Source organism: Spirulina sp. CS-785/01, from assembly GCF_028330525.1.
GTDB lineage: Bacteria > Cyanobacteriota > Cyanobacteriia > Cyanobacteriales > Spirulinaceae > JAQMSD01.
The window spans coordinates 14,680-33,051 of sequence record NZ_JAQMSD010000292.1; the positions used below are offsets into that span (position 1 = coordinate 14,680).

General features: G+C 41.8%; 21 protein-coding genes and 4 pseudogenes. 14 read left to right on the forward strand and 11 right to left on the reverse strand.

Annotated features, from left to right (window positions below):
• Window positions 1–80 precede the first annotated feature (80 nt).
• From PN462_RS19190 to rfbF, 5 genes are all read right to left on the reverse strand, one after another.
• Window positions 81–458, reverse strand: coding sequence for a hypothetical protein (locus PN462_RS19190; protein WP_272130441.1), 378 nt, complete (start codon window positions 456–458; stop codon window positions 81–83).
• Window positions 448–876 (reverse strand): type II toxin-antitoxin system RelE family toxin, encoded by a 429-nt coding sequence (locus tag PN462_RS19195; protein WP_272130442.1) that lies wholly within the window; start codon window positions 874–876, stop codon window positions 448–450. Before PN462_RS19195 ends, PN462_RS19190 begins: the two co-directional genes overlap by 11 nt.
• Window positions 877–1,102: 226 nt before the next feature.
• The gene (locus PN462_RS19200) at window positions 1,103–1,552 is read right to left on the reverse strand and encodes a dTDP-4-dehydrorhamnose 3,5-epimerase family protein (protein WP_272130443.1); all 450 of its coding nucleotides are present in this window, start codon (window positions 1,550–1,552) and stop codon (window positions 1,103–1,105) included.
• Window positions 1,553–1,557: 5 nt separating this feature from the next.
• Window positions 1,558–2,541 carry a GDP-mannose 4,6-dehydratase gene (locus PN462_RS19205; protein WP_272130444.1) on the reverse strand — a complete coding sequence of 328 codons (984 nt, stop codon included), beginning with the start codon at window positions 2,539–2,541 and terminating at the stop codon, window positions 1,558–1,560.
• A complete protein-coding gene (gene rfbF, locus PN462_RS19210; protein WP_272130445.1) occupies window positions 2,534–3,313 on the reverse strand; it encodes a glucose-1-phosphate cytidylyltransferase in 780 nt (259 codons plus the stop codon). Before rfbF ends, PN462_RS19205 begins: the two co-directional genes overlap by 8 nt.
• Before the next feature lie 83 nt (window positions 3,314–3,396).
• On the opposite strand from rfbF, the gene PN462_RS19215 reads away from it, so the two are divergent.
• From PN462_RS19215 to PN462_RS19230, 4 genes are read left to right on the forward strand one after another with little or no spacing between them, the layout of a single operon-like run.
• Complete coding sequence (locus tag PN462_RS19215; protein WP_272130446.1) at window positions 3,397–3,933, forward strand: J domain-containing protein; 537 nt, start codon at window positions 3,397–3,399, stop codon at window positions 3,931–3,933.
• Window positions 3,934–3,943: 10 nt separating this feature from the next.
• Entirely contained in the window at window positions 3,944–4,216 is a 273-nt protein-coding gene (locus tag PN462_RS19220) for a DUF3143 domain-containing protein (RefSeq protein ID WP_272130447.1), read from the forward strand.
• Between the two features lie 21 nt (window positions 4,217–4,237).
• Window positions 4,238–4,819: a Uma2 family endonuclease gene (locus PN462_RS19225; protein ID WP_272130448.1), complete on the forward strand. Its 582-nt coding sequence runs from the start codon at window positions 4,238–4,240 to the stop codon at window positions 4,817–4,819.
• A gap of 52 nt (window positions 4,820–4,871) precedes the next feature.
• Window positions 4,872–5,582 carry a class I SAM-dependent methyltransferase gene (locus PN462_RS19230; protein ID WP_272130449.1) on the forward strand — a complete coding sequence of 237 codons (711 nt, stop codon included), beginning with the start codon at window positions 4,872–4,874 and terminating at the stop codon, window positions 5,580–5,582.
• Window positions 5,583–5,592: 10 nt separating this feature from the next.
• Here PN462_RS19230 and PN462_RS19235 read toward each other — a convergent pair.
• Window positions 5,593–5,803, reverse strand: a pseudogene (locus PN462_RS19235) (hypothetical protein).
• A 68-nt stretch (window positions 5,804–5,871) separates the two neighbouring features.
• Between PN462_RS19235 and PN462_RS19240 the strand changes: the two are divergent.
• Window positions 5,872–6,297, forward strand: coding sequence for a hypothetical protein (locus PN462_RS19240; RefSeq protein WP_272130451.1), 426 nt, complete (start codon window positions 5,872–5,874; stop codon window positions 6,295–6,297).
• Window positions 6,298–6,317: 20 nt separating this feature from the next.
• Here PN462_RS19240 and PN462_RS19245 read toward each other — a convergent pair whose 3' ends face one another.
• The 5 genes from PN462_RS19245 to PN462_RS19260 form a co-directional block, all read right to left on the reverse strand.
• On the reverse strand, window positions 6,318–6,779 hold the full coding sequence (locus tag PN462_RS19245; protein ID WP_272130452.1) for a DUF4276 family protein: 462 nt from the start codon (window positions 6,777–6,779) through the stop codon (window positions 6,318–6,320).
• A complete protein-coding gene (locus tag PN462_RS19250) occupies window positions 6,776–7,870 on the reverse strand; it encodes an AAA family ATPase (protein ID WP_443029229.1) in 1,095 nt (364 codons plus the stop codon). The genes PN462_RS19245 and PN462_RS19250 overlap by 4 nt, the downstream gene beginning before the upstream one ends.
• Window positions 7,871–7,916: 46 nt before the next feature.
• Complete coding sequence (locus PN462_RS23665) at window positions 7,917–8,099, reverse strand: hypothetical protein (protein WP_443029227.1); 183 nt, start codon at window positions 8,097–8,099, stop codon at window positions 7,917–7,919.
• Window positions 8,100–8,320: 221 nt separating this feature from the next.
• Window positions 8,321–9,511, reverse strand: coding sequence for a hypothetical protein (locus tag PN462_RS19255; RefSeq protein ID WP_272130454.1), 1,191 nt, complete (start codon window positions 9,509–9,511; stop codon window positions 8,321–8,323).
• Window positions 9,512–9,680: 169 nt separating this feature from the next.
• Complete coding sequence (locus PN462_RS19260) at window positions 9,681–10,052, reverse strand: hypothetical protein (RefSeq protein WP_272130455.1); 372 nt, start codon at window positions 10,050–10,052, stop codon at window positions 9,681–9,683.
• A 230-nt stretch (window positions 10,053–10,282) separates the two neighbouring features.
• Between PN462_RS19260 and PN462_RS19265 the strand changes: the two genes are divergently transcribed.
• From PN462_RS19265 to PN462_RS19305, 9 genes and pseudogenes are all read left to right on the forward strand, one after another.
• On the forward strand, window positions 10,283–12,889 hold the full coding sequence (locus PN462_RS19265; protein WP_272130456.1) for a TIGR03960 family B12-binding radical SAM protein: 2,607 nt from the start codon (window positions 10,283–10,285) through the stop codon (window positions 12,887–12,889).
• A gap of 53 nt (window positions 12,890–12,942) precedes the next feature.
• A pseudogene (locus PN462_RS23670) lies at window positions 12,943–13,141 on the forward strand (type II toxin-antitoxin system HicB family antitoxin).
• A 21-nt stretch (window positions 13,142–13,162) separates the two neighbouring features.
• A pseudogene (locus PN462_RS23675) lies at window positions 13,163–13,456 on the forward strand (nucleotidyltransferase family protein).
• A 275-nt stretch (window positions 13,457–13,731) separates the two neighbouring features.
• The gene (locus PN462_RS19280) at window positions 13,732–13,899 is read left to right on the forward strand and encodes a hypothetical protein (protein WP_272130459.1); all 168 of its coding nucleotides are present in this window, start codon (window positions 13,732–13,734) and stop codon (window positions 13,897–13,899) included.
• A 412-nt stretch (window positions 13,900–14,311) separates the two neighbouring features.
• Window positions 14,312–14,818: a hypothetical protein gene (locus PN462_RS19285; protein ID WP_272130460.1), complete on the forward strand. Its 507-nt coding sequence runs from the start codon at window positions 14,312–14,314 to the stop codon at window positions 14,816–14,818.
• A 78-nt stretch (window positions 14,819–14,896) separates the two neighbouring features.
• A complete protein-coding gene (locus PN462_RS19290; protein WP_272130461.1) occupies window positions 14,897–15,337 on the forward strand; it encodes a DUF3531 family protein in 441 nt (146 codons plus the stop codon).
• Window positions 15,338–15,636: 299 nt separating this feature from the next.
• A complete protein-coding gene (locus PN462_RS19295; protein ID WP_272130462.1) occupies window positions 15,637–16,017 on the forward strand; it encodes a DUF7682 family zinc-binding protein in 381 nt (126 codons plus the stop codon).
• A 74-nt stretch (window positions 16,018–16,091) separates the two neighbouring features.
• On the forward strand, window positions 16,092–17,255 hold the full coding sequence (locus PN462_RS19300) for a cysteine desulfurase family protein (RefSeq protein WP_272130463.1): 1,164 nt from the start codon (window positions 16,092–16,094) through the stop codon (window positions 17,253–17,255).
• A gap of 513 nt (window positions 17,256–17,768) precedes the next feature.
• Window positions 17,769–18,372, forward strand: a pseudogene (locus PN462_RS19305) (hypothetical protein); the annotation flags it as partial.

An 18,372-nucleotide genomic window follows, 5' to 3' on the forward strand; every position in this document is an offset into this window, starting at 1 on the left:
TTAATAGTTGACTTTTCAAACTGTCTGGGTGCAAGCCGCCGCGCCCTTACTGAATTACAATTAAGATTCCAGATTTTATCTTATTTTTTTTTACGTTTACGTTTCTTAGTCTCTGACTGAATCGGTTTTTTCTTGTATCTATATTCTTTACTTTGAATGACTTTAATAACAGGATCATGTTGATTGGGTGGAATAATATCTTTTAAATGAATTGCCCCATCTTGATACATCAAATGTAATCGCCATCCTGATATTTTGTCAATATAAGCACGATAGACGGCTTCTTCATATCCCTTAATCCGATGTAATTGGGTTTTTGGGAAGTTACGTTGACGGTGACATTCGTTGTCTTCTAATTCTGCTAAGGCTTCCAGAAAATCATTACGAAATTCTAATGGTAAAGTTTTCCATGCTTCCCGAATCACTCCATATTCATCATATAGAGGTTTATCGGCCATTTTTGTTAGGGGTAATGGTTAATAACTCCTGTTGATAATACGATTCTGCTAATCCTTTGATGACTTTATCTCTGTTGTTCTGATGGACAACTCGCAATAGGGTAATTATTGTTTGATTAAATAAGGGATCGTCATCAAAAAATAATAAGATTCGTAAATCTCTATTGACTTTGAAGCTGTAAATTGACGCATGATAATGAGTTAACTCAATTTTTATTTTCTGCAATTTATGCTTAATTGAGTTAAAATTGCTATCTTGAATTAAAGCAATCAGAGAGTTGATTTTTTTATTTATTTGTCTTTGATTTTCAGCACTTAAATGCTTTAAATCTTTCTGAAATAATTGGGTTTCTTCAACAGTCAGTGTTTTTTCTGTATCTTCTTGAAATGGGTGTTGGAGTTCTAAGTTAGTTAACACGGCGATTTACTCCTTTTACCTCTTAACCATTATACCAAGGGAACTATTTAGCCGCTACACTATGAAAGATGGAAAATTCCTGACGGTGTGACGACTGATTGATCTGAAATTTGCTTGATTGGTATTTAACACGCTTATTGTAAGCTCTTTAGAGCTTACTACGAACGAATTAATAGTATTTGAATGGTTATATTTTGATGTAGTTTGCTTTTTTTGTGTCTATTATTTACCGATGTTTCAGTGACCAATCATAGGGAATGGTTGGATCAAATGGATCACGTCTTTGGATTTCTTGAGGATCATGGGGGATGGTGGCACAATTGGCTACAATGGCTTTACTTGTTCCCATTCCTTTAAAGCCATTCCAAATGAAGGGGGGAATGATGACTAAATTATAGTTGTCTTCTCCTAAAAAGATTTCTTGGATTTCTCCTTGGGTTGGTGAATTTTCTCGGTCATCGTATAAGACGACTTTAATCATTCCGGAAATAACGGAATAATTGAGGGTCATTTCGGTGTGTAAATGCCAGCCTTTTATGACTCCGGGATAGACGGTTGAAAAGTAAATTTCTCCGAATTTATCAAAATGTTGGGCATCGTTGCGCAACATATGCAAAATTGTCCCCCGTTCATCGGGAATGCGTCGAAGTGGATGGATTTGGACACCTTCTATCATGATTTTTATTGAGGATTAATAGACAAATATTGTTGATACCAAGTGACGGTTTCTTGGAGTCCTTGGGCTAGGTTATATTTCGGAGTCCAGTTTAACAGAGTTTTGGCTCTTTTTGCGGATAAATATTGATGGGGGATTTCGTGTTTGGCTTCGTTTAAAATGCGGGGCGGGAGATCAGTGGTCTCCATGACTTGTAAGATTTGATTGACGACATCTAAGACGGTATCTTGGCTTTCGTTGCTGAAGTTAAAGGCTTTGCCGATAACGTCTGGGTTGTCCATTTGTTCGGCGAGTTCTAGGTAAGCATACACGGCATCTTTGACATAAAAATAGTCGCGGATGTATTGACCATCACTGCGAATAATGGGGTTTTCTTGTTGTAAAATGGAGCGTATTGTTCCGGGAATGAGACGATTAAAGTTTAAGTCGCCACCGCCGTATAAGTTGCCGCAACGGGTGATACAAACGGGGAGATTATAGGTGTTGTAATAACTGGCGGTGATGAGGTCGGCACAGCTTTTAGAAACGTCGTAGGGGTGTTGGCCTTGGAGGGGACTGTCTTCGGTGTAGGGGAGGGTGGGTTGTGTGCCGTAGGCTTTGTCACTGGAGGCGATAATGATGCGTTTGACGGTGGGGACGCGACGACAGGCTTCTAGGAGGGTCCAAGTGCCTTTGATGTTGGTTTCAAAGGTGGATAAGGGGTTGCGGTTGGCGATGCCGACGATGGTTTGTGCGGCGAGGTGAAATACGGTGTCGATTTCGTATTCGTTGAGGGTTCTTTCTAGGAGGGGGAAGTCTTCGACTGTTCCGGAGACTGTGGTCATTTGTTGGGTGATTTGGTCTTGGAATAGGCGGGATTGGGGGACGAAATCCCGAATTAGGCCGATGACGGTGGACTGGCGATCGCACAATTCCTCACTCAACCAACTCCCTAATAAACCTGTACATCCGGTGACAAAAACCGGCCGATCTTGCCAAAATTTACTCATTCCACAGTCTCCAAGGTGTGTTGTCCTGACTCCACAATTGTTTTAAGTATTCGTAGTCCCGCAGGGTGTCCATACATTGCCAGAAGTCTCGATGGTGATAGACGTTGAGTTGTCCATCTCGACTCAATTGTTCGAGGGGTTCTCTTTCTAAGACACAACTGGGATCATCGGGGAGATATTTGAAGAAGTCTCGGTTAAAGATGAAATATCCCCCACTGATAAAGGATTGTTTGACGCTGGGTTTTTCGCGGAAGGAAATCACGCGATCGCCTTCTATTCCTAACTCTCCATAGCGAGAGGGAGGCGATACGGCGGTGACTGTGCCAATATTCCCATGGGCGTGGTGAAAGGCCAATAATCGCTGCAAATCAATGTTACTGACTCCATCTCCGTAGGTTAAAAGGAAGGTATCCCCGTCGATGTAGGGTTCGATCTGTTTTACCCTTCCCCCTGTCATGGTGTCTTGGCCGGTATTAATCAGGGTAACTTTCCAGTCGGTTTCGGGATGCGCGTCCAAAAACTCCACGTTGCCACTGCCTAACTCGACGGTAAAGTTACTATTGAGCCATTCGTAATTGAGGAAGTATTGTTTAATCATCTCCCCTTTGTAGCCTAAACAGAGGACAAATTCCTTAAACCCGTGATAGGCGTAGATTTTCATGATGTGCCAAAGAATCGGCTTCCCGCCAATGGGAATCATGGGTTTGGGTTTAAATTCCGTCTCCTCTCGCAGTCGAGTTCCTTTCCCCCCACACAGAATCACTACTTTCATAAGCCGATCCCCGTTAAAATAACTTCAAGCATTGTTCCGTTGATATCACTCTTGAGTTGTAGCAGCTTACTGCATTTTGCCTCATGTCTCAGGATGCAAAGTCCACTTCACGCAGCATACCCGTCCCCCAGGGCCTAGTCAACAGTTATTATGGTCTTTTGGGGCTACATCCGTCGGCCTCGGTGATTGAGATCAGACAAGCGTATCGGGAGTTAAGTAAAAAGTATCATCCCGATACGACGGAATTGCCGGAAACGATTGCAACGGCTAAGTTTCAGCAACTGAATGAAGCCTATGCCACGTTGAGTAATCCGGAACGGCGATCGCTGTATGATCTCAAAATTGGCTATTCTCGTTTCTCGGTGATCCAGCAACCGTTAGATTTAGATCGTCCGGTAAATGAGTATAACCCCCACCGTTCAGCTTATCTGGATGCTAGCGATCGCCCTTTATCCGCCGGAGAATTGTTTGTTCTGTTCATTCTCGGATTAACGTTTCTCGGTTGTATTCTTTTGGCCATTGTCATCGGGTTAACTCGCGGAGAAGCGGCCTTACGCATTCCCCAAGTCAGTACCCTGATTCCCCTATGGCACAATTTTTTAGTTTTTTTGAGTCTTTAAACTTGCAAATATGGTACTTCCTAATCCTGATACTCCGCTTTATAATCATCCCCTCCCGGAAATTGAAAATTGGCTGGTGAATTTGGGGTGTCAACAAGACCGCGATCGCGTGAACTGTTGGCGGATCAAGCAACTCCAGTGGGAGGCAGAAATTTGTTTAGAAATTGAAGAAATTGCGGTGCGCTATATTAACGCTTTAGAAGGGAATCGAGATGTGGTACGTTCTTTTAAGTATTCTCTGAGTCGTGAGGATATCGAAGCGGCAGTTTTTTCTGGCCCATAACTCCATGAGGAGGTTGATCTCATGTCTCAAGTTACTTTAAATTTTGCCCCTGTTTTCCAACTGAACCGAGAGCAATTTTATCAACTTTGCCAAGCGAATCCCGATTTGCAACTAGAACGAACTGCACAAGGGGAGTTAATTATTATGCCACCGACGGGGGGAGAAACGGGGCGACAGAATGCTAAATTAAATTTACAAATTAGCCTTTGGAATGAAGAACAGCAGTTGGGGGAGGTGTTTGATTCCTCAACAGGTTTTAGCTTACCGAATGGCAGCGATCGCTCCCCTGATGTCGCTTGGATCAAAAAGTCTCGTTGGCAAGCCATTCCTCCCGCAGAGCGAGAAAAATTGATTCCCCTTTGTCCTGATTTTATCATTGAATTAGTCTCCCCCAGTGATAATTTTCAAAACACCCAAAACAAGATGCTAGAATATCGGGACAATGGCTGTTTATTAGGCTGGCTCATTGACCGTAAGCGGCAAATTGTAGAGGTCTATCGACCCAACCAACCTGTCGAAATTTTAGAATACCCTCAAAGTTTGCCAGGTGATCCCCTCTTGCCGGGATTCACCTTAAATTTAAGCCAATTTTGGTCTAATTAAAGCCCATTAACTGTAAAGATTTAAGACAACTTATTGAATTTTCCAAAATAATATGATTTATCCAGGTGAAGTATTTGCACAAACTCAAGAATTTGACACGAATATTCGGCAACTCTTGCCCTATTATGATGAAATGTTAGATGCCATTGTTCTCTGTTTACCGATTAAAGCTAAACGCATTTTAGAATTAGGGTTTGGCACAGGAGAACTAACCCGCAAAGTCTTACACCATTGTCCCGATGCTCATGTTACTGCTGTGGACTATTCCCCCCGAATGGTGGACTTTTTGCAAACGAAATTAGACTCTCAAGGAGAGAAAGAGCGCGTAAAAGTCGTTCATCTCGATTTTGGTGCCTGGGCCAATGACGAGGCACATATTAATTTTACAGGTCATTTTGACGCAGTAATTTCCTCTCTGGCCATTCACCATCTCAGTGATAGGATGAAAGAGAAACTCTTGCATAAAATTGCTCGTTCCCTCAATCCGTCAGGATGCTTTTGGAATGCCGATCCCGTGTTACCTGAGTTCCCAGAATTAGCCGATATTTATAAACAATCTCGCCAAAAATGGGCGCAACAGCAAAATATTGATTTAGATGCAGTGAGGAGTAAAGTCGGCAAAAGTGAAACTCAAGGTTATTCGAGTCAAGATCAATTGATTACTTTAGATAATCAGTTACAGATGTTAGAAAAAGCCGGCTTTTCTAAAACTGCGGTAATCTGGAAATATTACAATTTAGCCGTTTTTGGAGGGTTGCATTAGTCTCAGGATTTTAGATGTTAATCAGCTTTTTCAATTCGTTAATGTGGTTAGAAAACTTGAGCTTTCCTTGTTTTTGTTCTTGTTGGGCGGCTTGAAAATTCTGATAAATATTATCACGACGTTCTTCACGGAGATAATGCTGCAACAACGATTGTATCTCTTTTTTTTTCATCTGTAGAAAGATATTTGATTGCCTCAACTACATCATTAAATTTTGCCATTGACTAAGCCTCATGGTACTGACTTAACTTTTAATGATATCCTATTTCACCATACTGTCGTTAACTGGATGAATATGCAATTCAAGGAAGCATTAAGAGCAGCAGGTTTACTTAACCCCGGACGGACAACGTGGTACGGGGTTGCAACCGATGGTGTTCCCGTCTTTACGATATGGTTTCATGAAGTGCGACACATCAACGGGAGGTATTTTGCATGGTGGGATCACGAAGGGTTAAAAGATACAGATGGAGAACCGAAACTACGACAGAAAGGCCGCGCTTGGAATTATCTTGAATTGGCCGCAGAAAATCTGGGTAAACCCTGTCGTGCGGTTATCGTTCATCCGAAAATGACTGAGCAAGGAAATACCGGGGTTGCCTCTGCGGAGTATCCACATTCCACTATGAGCCGTATTGTGTTTAGGACGGTAGATATAGACGCATTGCAATTCATTGCTGAACTCTTACCAGAGGAGTCGATTACGATAAGCTAACGATGTCTAGAATAATACATTTATAAGTGATCGCGATCGCGCTTTAATTGTTCAACCACCGATTCCCCAAACCAATCGTGAAACGCTTCTGGCCAACTATACAGGAGTCCTTCAAACTCATACATCATTAAGTATGCTAAAAAATTAGTTTGATCAATATCTTGCTCTAATGCTTGTTCAAGATATTCGCTTTTTTGATAGGGATCGCCACCCTCTGGAATTGAACTTATACCAGGAAAGGTTTTGGGAAGACGATAAAAGTCAAACATTGTTGTCACAAATGCAGACCGATCTTCTTTGCATTTCCGTTGAATTTGCTTTTTAATCACTTCATAACTCACAACTCCCCCTTTACCCGTGCGACTGGTTTTAATTACAATAGGATTTAGATAAATTTCAGCATTTTGTAATTCTTCTGCTAAGACATCTCGAACAAAAGTTTCCTCCGTTTGACCTTCCACAAAAACATGAACTCGAATCATTGAGCAGGTTTCCCTCCCAAAATATTCTTGATCCAGAGTTCTCCCAAGGTATAATCTTCTAACCATTCAGTTAGTTTTGCTGCATTCAATCGCTGAAAAACCGATTGATGATCTTGACGATCTACAACAATAACGTCTTGAGCAGAAAACTGATTAATTAACTCTACCGATTGAGTCGAAAGAATGACTTGTTTATGCTTTGCAACTGACTTGATTAAACCCGCAAGTAAAGTAATGGCATAAGGATGTAATCCTAACTCCGGTTCATCTACTAAAATAGTTTCAGGTTGTAATTCACTGGGTTGTAAAAAAACAGTTGCTAAACAGATAAAGCGTAATGTTCCATCGGAAAAATAATGAGCTTTAAAAGGTTCATCTTTTCCCTTTTCTCGCCACTGTAACTCAATTTTATCAGAATTAGCCATAGAAGGCCGTAGAATAAAGTCTCCGAAAAATGGTGCAACTAAACGAATAGTCTTGACAATTCTTTGATAATATGTATTGTATTGTTTCTGTAAAAAATACAGAAATGCAGCCAAATTACTAGCATCTGGTCTTAAATACAAAGTATCATTAATATTATGTAATTGTTTGATATAAGCCGTTTCGCTCGTATCGTGGAAATGATAAACACGCCATTGCTGCATAGCAGGTAAAATAGAGTGGTCAAGACTGGTTTGAGTGTCTTGTTGAATCTGGGTTTCTAAATGTCCATTGGCGATTTCTCTTTCTCCCAAATCACGCGACCAAAAAGATTCTTTGGCAAACATCAGGCGATTATTTTTGGTAGGTTCAAAGGTTGCTAAATAACCTTGATCTCCAAAATAGAGTTTAATTTCTAAATGGGGAGTGGTTTTCCGTCCAAAATGTAAGAGTACATCGGGTCCCCCTTCTCGACTGACAAAACGCTGTAAGTTTCCTTCTATCATTTGCTGCACCAGTTGAAAAAACTGAATAAAATTAGATTTTCCTGCACCATTACAGCCAATTAAAATATTCAGTGACTCTAAGACCAGATCGCCATCAGCAATAGATTTAAAACCTTTCACAACAATGCGTGATAATTGTTTTTGCTTTAGTCCCGTGGTCATCATTTTTGGGAGTTGATTTATAGCTTGCTAAAACTTAGGCTTTATTTTAATCTATATTATGGTATATTTGATTGAAGTTTCGTTTGATAGGGAGTCGAATCAATCTATTTTTATGAGCTTGTTGTTTTTTCTGTAAATCCCGAAATATAGCGTTCAAATCATAATTAAAAGATTGAGCATAGTCTTCCCGATGCTTGTGAATCTCCTCAAGAATTTCATTTCTGTGCATGATTAATTTTCCCCGCTTAATAGGTCATATTATCTTCTATAATAGAATTACTGACTTCCACTATTATTCCTCAATCATTTTTTTTTAATTCGTTAATGTGGTTAGAAAACGTGAGCTTTCCTTGTTTTTGTTCTTGTTGAGCGGCTTGAAAATTCTGATAAATATGATCACGACGTTTTTCACGGATATACTGCTGTAACAACATTGACGGTAATCGCGTTTCATGTTCCAATATGAGAATTCCTCTTTGGGTTCTGGCAATATTGACAAGGTTCCATTCCTTGTTCTTCAAATATTGCTGGAGTATTGCTGTTTTCAATATTTCTTGAAGTATCTAACTTTAACACATAATCTGCCACCAATGCTTTCCAATAACTACAACCACGGTAAAAGTGATATTTTGAATTCACTTCACTAAGATTACCAATGTAATCTCCGTTTAAGTGTCTAATTTGAGAAAATTTATCGATTTCTCTTTGCAAATTATTAATTTCAGCTTGTTTTTCCTCAATCTCTCGATCTAATCCTTTTTTCTTTTCTAACCATTCATAATACTGGCATTGCCATTGATCTAATTCTCCTTCTAGTTCTTGTAATTGATTGCTCAAAATGCTAATTTCGTTTTGTTGATTTCGTATAATATTTTTATACTGTTTTGCTTCTTCTTGTAAATTTGCTATTCTTTCTTCGTATCCTTTCGCTGTATTTTTTAACTTTTCAAGTTCTTTAATATATTGTTCTAGTGCTTGCTTTTCTTGAATAATCTTTTTAAATTGTCTAGACAAAAGCAAAATTTGTGTTTTTAAATCTTTAAATTCTTTGAAATTTTTATTATGAATAAAACTATTTAATTGATATTCATCTAATTTAGAGACTTCTTGTTGTGCAATGATACTCAATAAAGCCTCTACTTTATATATTAGAGTTAATCTAGAGGGGGTGATTTTACTAGACTGGCGTAATTTTGACAAATCATAAGTTAATCTTTCAACAAAATCCGCAGATGGTTTAGCATTCCTAGCAGATTGAACTAATGTATCAAAAATTCCTTCTATTTTCTGAAAATCTTGTTGAGATTGAATTGATGGTACAAAGCTCAACGCCTTTTGTACTGTATTTTGAAATTGATAAAAAACTTTATATTTTCTAGCCTTACGAGGTTCTAATTCTTTTTCTACTTCATTTTTTATAGAGCGTAGAGCTTCTATTGTCTTTACAAGATTTTCCCTACTAACTTGATTTTTATTGCCTAATTTTTCTAAAGTACCTAAATACAGCCAAAGCTGGGAATCCAGCTTGTTTAATATATCTACTTGATTATCATTATCTAATTGAGAAATAAATTCAGTTTTTTGTACCCGCTTTTGTAATGTATTAACTTTACTAGAAAGATTTCCTTTAAAACAACACAAAATTAATTCTATCGACTGTTCGTAAGGAAAGGCATAATTAGCAAAGACTCCAAATAATGCCCAAAAGAACAGTGAACTTATTAAGAAAAATAATACTGAAAAGTAGGATACTACTTTATCTGTAGAGTCAAGAGGCTCTAAATCTTCATCCCGTAAATTGTAGTAATGATTATTGACGAAAAAACTGATTTTTAACGTTTACATTATCTCCAGGGCCTTCGTGATGTTGATTAGTACCGGACGGAGCATATTGAAAGATTTTCGGGTTTCCCATCTTTTCTTCTAACTGCTTATATTGCTCAACTAAGTTATTCAACTCTTTTCTCAATTCCTCATCACTAGCAGTATAACTTAGGATTGTTGCTTCTAATTGTTCGGGATTTTGTTGAGCTTGTTCTAGTTGAAAAATTCCACCAATGTTCACTTGTAGATATTGCACTATCTGAGAACCAATATCTTGTAACGCACCATCAGTTATACCGTTGACTACTTTAAGAGTAATTTGCACCGCTTCTTTAGCTAAGGTTGCTGCTTCTAACATATTTGACAAAACGATTTAATGTGTAACAGCTATTTCAAAGTATAGCTTTATCAGTTTAGATTTAGAGCCAACAGAATGTTAAAAAAAAATTAAATTTTCAGAAAGTCTTTATACTGTCTAAAAAGATGGTTCAACCTTTAGGGGAATCTCTAACTCATGATACTCCCTCTCCCCCTTGCTGAGAACGTTATAGTAGTAGATGCGGTCTATTTGACAAGGAGGGACATACCTTGACAGTTGCAATTGATAAACTGATTAACGAAGACATTATGAAACCGGCTCGTTACTTAGGGAACGAGTTAGGATCAGTGCATAAAGACTGGGAGAGTGCCGACGTGCGTTGGGTGCTGACCTATCCCGAAATCTACGAAGTGGGGGCATCAAACTTAGGGCATATTATCCTCTACAATGTGATTAACGCTCAACCTCGGCAACTGTGCGATCGCGCTTATCTCCCCGACCGAGACTTAGCCCAGAAACTCCGCGACACCGAAACCCCCCTCTTTGCCCTCGAAGCCCGTCGTCCCCTCACCGATTATGATATTCTGGGCTTCAGTCTCAGCTACGAATTAGGGGGAACGAATATCCTCGAAATGCTCGACTTAGCGGGAATTCCCCTCACTTGGCAAGACCGGAAAAACACCGATTTTCCCCTCATTTTTGCCGGAGGACAAACCGCGACATCCAACCCCGAACCCTTCGCTGATTTCTTCGATTTTATCGCCTTGGGAGACGGCGAAGAACTCCTCCCCGAAATTGGCCTCATTATTGAAGAAGGGAAAAAAGCAGGACTCTCTAGAGAAGACCTCTTACTGGACTTAGCGCAAGTACCGGGGGTTTATGTCCCCATGTTCTATGATATGGCTGAGGATGGGTCAGTGCATCCCAACCGGCCCGACGTTCCCAAGCGGATTTTACGTCGTGTGGCCGCACCCATGCCAGACTATTCTATCGGCCTCGTTCCCTTAGTGGAAACCGTCCACGATCGCCTTACCGTCGAAATTCGTCGCGGTTGTACGCGGGGGTGTCGCTTCTGTCAACCGGGGATGTTGACGCGGCCTGCGCGGGATGTTGAACCGGAAAAGGTGGTGGATACCATTGAAAAAGGGATGCGGGAGACAGGCTATAATGAATTCTCCCTGTTGTCTCTCTCTTGTTCCGACTATCTCTCCCTTCCTGCGGTGGGAATGGAGGTGAAAAACCGTCTCAAAGATGAGAATATTTCCCTCTCTTTACCCAGTCAACGGGTTGACCGCTTTGATGAGAATATTGCGAATGTGGTCGGGGGTTTGCGACAAACTGGGTTAACCTTCGCACCAGAAGCGGGGACGCAACGGATGCGGGATGTCATTAATAAAGGACTCACCAACGAGGAGTTATTACGGGGGATTAAAACCGCCGTTGAACAAGGTTGGGATAAGGTGAAACTGTACTTTATGATCGGTTTACCCGGTGAGACGGATGCCGATGTGTTGGGGATAGCGGAAACCCTGCGCTGGTTGCGTCGGGAATGCGCCATGAAGGGACGTAAGAAGCTCAGTTTTAATGTTACCATCTCCAACTTTACGCCCAAGCCCCACACGCCGTTCCAGTGGCATTCTGTCTCGACTTCTGAGTTTGTTCGCAAGCAGGAGTTATTACGTCAGGAGTTAAAACAGGTGCGGGGAGTGAAAGCGAATTTCACCGATGTCCGGTTTTCTGCGATGGAGGACTTTTTGGGACGCGGCGATCGCACTTTGGCCCCGGTTATCCGTCGCGCTTGGGAATTAGGTGCAGGGATGGATGCTTGGATGGAAGGAATTGACCGTGCCTTTGATGCGTGGGAACAGGCCATTTCAGATTCTGGGTTAAGTTGGCGATATCGCGCTATTCAAGCGGGAGAATGGAATATTATGGACTCCCAAAACACCCCCATTGAGTCGAAACGGAAGCGGAAACAGTACAGTTGGGATGAACGGTTAAATCGGCATCTCCCGTGGGATCATATTAATACAGGAATTGATAAGGACTGGCTCAAGGGTGACTTACAACGCGCTTTAGACGCGGCCACCGTCCCCGACTGTGCCTTTGAAGGGTGTTCCCAATGCGGTATCTGTGGCGTTGATTTTGGGCATAATGTGGTTTATGAACCCCCACCGATTCCCGAATTTGCCGGACAGTTTGAACCCCCACAGCAGCGCGTACAACGGTTACGGGTGCGCTTTGGTAAGTTGGGAGAAAACCGTTTATTGAGTCATTTGGACTTAGTGCGTTTATGGGAACGGGTGGTGCGTCGTGCCTCGTTGCCTATCTCTTTTAATGGAGGATATCACCCGATGCCGCGTATTTCGATTACGTCCGCGCTTTCGTTAGGGATGACCAGTTCCGGGGAAATTGTTGATTTTGAATTGCGGGAACGCATGGATGCGAAGGAGTTTCAAGCGCGGTTAGTGGAACAGTTACCGATAGAGATTCCTATTTATCGTGTGGAGGAGGTCGATCTGCAAACCAAATCGGCGAATCGTCTCTTAGAAAAGGCCGAATATACGTTAGAGGTTGCTGCTGAGTCTCCTGACTGGGAAAACTGGATTAATGCCGTTAATTCCCGTTCAGAAATTATCTTTGAGAAGACTACAAAATCAGGGAAAGTGAGGCAGATTAATTTGTGCGATCGCTTGCATTCTTTAACCTTAGACTCTCTCACCTCCGAAGGTGCTAAACTCCGCTATATCGGCAGTTACACCAACGATGGCAACATCTTACAACCGGAACACCTCATCTATATGTTAGAGCAGGTTTCTGGGCAAATTATCGAGTTATTACACGCTCACCGAGAAGGGTTAATTTTGGCTGAGTAAGATAGACAGGGTGGGCATTTTGCTCACCCTAGTTTGATGACCACAAAAGAAGAATGAAACTACCTGACACTATTGTGATTCAGTGGAGTGACGAAGATCAGTGTTACTTGGTTCATTTACCAGAGTTTCCCAGTCAGAAATTTCACACTCATGGAGACACCTATCAAGAAGCACGCTTATAATGCTCAAGAAGTTCTAGAATTACTGGTTGAAGAAGAAAAAACGGGTTATAGTCTGGCAACCCAAACCTAACTTATCAATCGTAGAGCAATAATGAAAGTTAAAAATTCATTAATTTCACAACGAGAAAAAATTTTAGAAATTGCAGCAAAACATGGTACATTTAATGTGAGGCTTTTTGGTTCAGTTGCAAGAGAAGAAGAAAAAGAAGATAGTGATATTGATTTTTTAGTCGATTATGACATTAATCAAATATCTCCTTGGTTTCCAGTGCGTTGAATTCGAGAATTAGAAGCTATTTTAGGGAGGAAAGTAGATGTAGTTACAGAAGGAGGATTAAAAGAAAGAATTAAAGCAGAAGTTTTAAAAGAGTCTATTCCTTTATGAGAAGCGATAAAAAATATTTTTTTCTACCTTAGTTAACGTCCCAAATTAAATGCAGAAACAAAATTATTAAAATGGAGGAAATATGTTAATTTTCTTTATTCATGGTGTCGCCACTCGTGATGTAAACTACGCACAAGGGATTCAACAATCTATTCACGACCATTTTTATACAACAAATCAAGCAATCCCTAATTTTCGTTCTAGTTTTTGGGGTGATATTCTCAAGGACGTTGATCAGTTATGGAATTATAATGCTAGTTTCTTTATGAATTTATATGAATTTAAAAGATAATAGTGGAACAGTTCTATTGTTTATTAATGATTTAAAAATTCATCACGTTTATATTTTAGATAAAGAAATCGTAAAATTTGGAGGTTATGTAGGTTGGATTCATACAGAAGGATTGTTGAGTGAATTAGAATTTATAAAAAATAATCTGTAAGCATTTAGATGTTTGTGTTTAATTACCAACCGCAAAAAAATTTTATTTTCTGTTTCCTGTAGAAATTCCTTTTAAAGAAGACTCATAACAACATTTTGCTTGACTCAATTTTGATTAAGTAGCAAATGAATAATTTTTCCTCATCAGAATGGAGGAGTAAAAAATAATATAGGACAATCTTAGACCAGATTCATGATTGACGGGTGAATGTACTCCACAGATCACTAATCCAACTTAACTGCATAAACTCATTCCATTGAATGACCTGACTTTCTCACCTGAGAAAGACGGACACCTCGGAGATCATCCTTACTCTGTTAAATAGAAGCGATGAATAGAATAGATTAAACTTATGTTTACTCTATACAAACTCCCTATATTAGTTGCTGTGAGTCTTGCATCTTGCTTAGGAATGAGTCTTTCTTTCCTAGACAGTAACTCTGTAAACGCACAAACCCAAGAGACACTGCAACCCCCCAAGCAACCGCAACCCACGGCAACTTTATCAAAACAAAATAATCAGATGGATGAGCAATTTGAACAGATGGATGAGCAATTTGAACAGATGGATGAAGAAATGGATGAGGAATTTGGACAAATGAATGAAGACTTTGGAGACATGGATCAATTAATGGACGATAACTTTGGACTAGACAATATGGAGAACGTGAACCCCGGAGTTGATGACAGTATGGATCAATTAGACCAAAATATGCAACAACTTGATGAGAATATGCAAGAACTGGATGAAAATATGCGGCAAATGAATGAACAGTTAGAGCAAAATATGCAACGACTCGACCAAAAAATTCAGCGCATGAACGAAGAACTCGGTGAGAATATACAAGATATGGAGGAGAATCAGGAAACAGTCGAGTCAGAAACCCCTAATCATTCTAACTCCTCTCACTCCGTCTAGTCTGCTGACTTTTGTGGGGGTTAGGGCATATTGTACAGTGAATGAACACAGGACTCTCGCAAAAGGCAAAATTAACCCATGGACGTACAATTTAGAGAATTTAACCCCTTTGATCTGTGGATTTGGCTAGAATTTGAAAATTCTCCCTCTCCCATGGAACAGCAATATATTGAAGAACTCTTTAACTCTTGGTTTTTCCTAGGAAAACTGGGGGGGTTTAATGCGGAAAATCTACAAGTGATGGAGACGGGAATTGATATTAGCTACATGGACTATAACGACAACTACGAAACCAGTACCATGATGGCCCCGATGCACAATATGGGAGAATTTGAATATTTGGAGTTTTGGGGACGTTGTTGGTTTGACTTGGGAACAAGTGATTTAATTGCCGTTGATATCTTAATCAATGCCCTAACCCAACTGAGTCATGATTATGTCCCCATTCGTCGCGTTATCTTCGGGGGAGAAAACGAAGGTTGGCCGGTCGGAAAGCAAAGTCAGGCCGTCTTTAATTAACGGTGACAGGGAGGAGGTAGGACTCTCTCTCCCTTTCCATTCCTCCTCCCCCCCCATTCCTCTAAACTCATCTAGGACAATAGGGGACAAGATTTTAACAAAGTGTTACATCAACCCCCATCACTGCTAAAGTCGTTGAATTCCCGACACCCCTTGTCTTGACAAACTCAATAAAGACTCTATTTCGCCTTTCAGAGTTCCGAAAATATCGTAAAATTAGGGAGTATAGATCAAAATTAACAAAATTGAGTGCAATCTTGCCGAACTTAAACTAAGCAGGATTACTTATTTATTTTAATATGGCTAGACGAAAAAAACGTTTCCCCTGTGGACATCGGGGATACGGACAAATTTGTCATAGGTGCGCCCAAAAAGAAGAAGAACGTGCCAAAAAAAAGGAAGAGAAGCAGATGTGGGAAGCGACATTTGCGGCAGATTCCGTTGACTTAACAGATTTGCCTAAAAACGTTGTACTAAAAGCCCGTAGAATTATTGCCAGTCTTGAAAGACAACAAGATTATCGTCAATTTAGGGGAAAACGACTTAGGCACGATCGCTTTATTATCAGTATCCCTGTTACTCGCCATTATCGGTTACTCTGTCGAGATCGTGGCAGTAATTTAGTCCCCGAAGCGGTGATCTCCCACGAAGATTACAATGTTTGTAAGCCGGGCAGCTAATTTCCCCCCTAAGACGACCTAAACCCAGTACACTGGACAAGGGGACTGCAAATTGACAAGCGCAAAAAGGGACGATGCAAATTTATCTCGACTATAGTGCGACGACTCCACAACGACCGGAAGTAACCGCCCAACTCAGCACCATGGCAACACAGCAATGGGGCAACCCTTCCAGCTTACACGCTTGGGGGGAACGGGCTGCTCTCGTCCTAGAAGAAGCAAGAATGCAGGTTGCCAGTCTCATTAACGCGGCCAACCCCAACACCCTACTGTTTACCTCTGGGGGGACAGAAGCGGATAATTTAGCAATTTTTGGCATTACCCGCCACTATACTACGCCACAACATTTGATTATCTCCTCGGTGGAACATTCGGCGGTGTCCGAACCGGCCAACCTCCTCGAACAATGGGGATGGGAAGTCACCCGCTTACCCGTAAATGCCCAAGGCCGAGTCAATCCCTTAGAATTAAAGGCGGCGATTCAACCCAATACGGTTTTAATCTCGATTATCTACGGACAGAGTGAAGTGGGGACTTTACAACCCATTGAGGAATTAGCCCGCATTGCCCGGAGTCATGGGGTGTTATTCCATACCGACGCAGTACAAGTGGCCGGACGACTCCCCCTCGATGTGCAGCGTTTGGGGGTAGATTTACTGTCCCTGTCTAGTCATAAATTGTATGGCCCCCAAGGGGTGGGGGCATTGTATGTCCGGGAGGGGGTGGAGTTAGTCCCCTTGTTGAGTGGAGGGGGCCAAGAAGGGGGGAAACGGTCGGGGACCCAAGCAGTGCCTAGTATCGCCGGATTTGGCGTTGCGGCTGCCTTAGCGGGGCAGGAACTGGCCACAGAATTGCCTCGGTTGCGAGAATTGCGCGATCGCCTCTTTGATCATCTCGCCGACACCCCCCACCTCACCCCCACCGGAGACCGACTCCACCGACTCCCCCACCATGTTAGTTTTTGTTTAACCAACCCCCAAGGCATCACCGGGAAAACCCTAGTCCGTCAAATGAACCTAGCCGGAATCGGCATCAGTGCCGGGTCTGCCTGTCACAGTGGCCAACTCAAGCCCAGTCCCATCTTAAAGGCCATGGGCTACCCCGATGAGCAAGCCCTAGCCGGAATCCGCTTTTCCCTCGGCAAACCCACCACCCCCGAAGATATTGACTGGACCGCCATAGTATTCAAACAAGTCTTACAACGCATCATGCCTCAATTAGTTTCGGTCAAGTCTTAATATTTAGGGCTTGCTAATTAGTTTCGGTCAAGTCTTAATATTTAGGGCTTGCTAAATAACTCTAAAATCCTTGCCTAATCAGGGTTGTGAGAATTTTGCCAAGCAAAAAAGGTCAAATTTGGCACTCAATTGGGGAAAAATCTCGCAAAAAAAAGCCCATTTGCCCTTAAATTTCACTGATCCTGATCCTCTGTTCCCTTGCCCTGTTCGCGTTAGCGTCCCGTCAGGGATAGCGAAGCCGTTCGCGGAGCGTCTCCGTGCTTGAGAAAGGGCTGTTCCCTGTTCCCTTACCTCACCAGCAAATGAACCCTTTTTCAGCACGCCCTATTTAACAATTATCGAACTCAACCCCTGCAAAGCAGAATTAATTCTACAACTCACTTTTATCCCCTGTTTAAAAACAAGAGGCTTTCAACATGAGTCCTGTAAAATGTGTCATGTGTGATAAGCGAGAGCTTGAAACACTTCACCCAATAGCCTGTAAGCGCGTAGAGACTCAAGCAAATAAGTTTAATGTTAGCTTTTCCTAATTTAGTGGTTGTGAGTGCAGGGGCAATGGTTGTCCTAGGGTATGGAGTACCCGCGATGTCCCAAACATCGATCGCAGAGTCAGAACTAGATAAAACAACAGTGAAAGAACAGTCTGCTTTCTCCACTGTCACCCCATCCGACTTTGACCCAGACCGAGATATCCCGTTGAATCCCCAAAATTCGCTAATGTCCGAACTCAGTGACGTTGAAGCAACCGTTTCTTTTGGCATTCCCCCAGAAATCGCCCATGAAACATTCTCCGATGAGTCCTTCTCGTCCTTGTCTCCATTAAGTTCCACCGTGTTTTCCTTGGAATTACCCCAGAGAACCTTTCAACTCCCCCCTTCAGCCCAAGAAATTCGCTTCTCTTGGGAATCCGACCCCACCCCAGAAGACAGCCTCCTCGCTCAACAAGAGGAGACTCTAGGAGTCTCAGACCCCTCCCCCCTTCAGAAACCCGAACGTTCCGCCACCCCTCCAGACCCCCCAGCAAACCGCCCAGGAACAGTCCAGAAACCCGAACAAGAGGCCAGAACCCCCAACCCCCCCAGAGAAGTCGCCCAAGACAACACCCCCACCCTAGAAC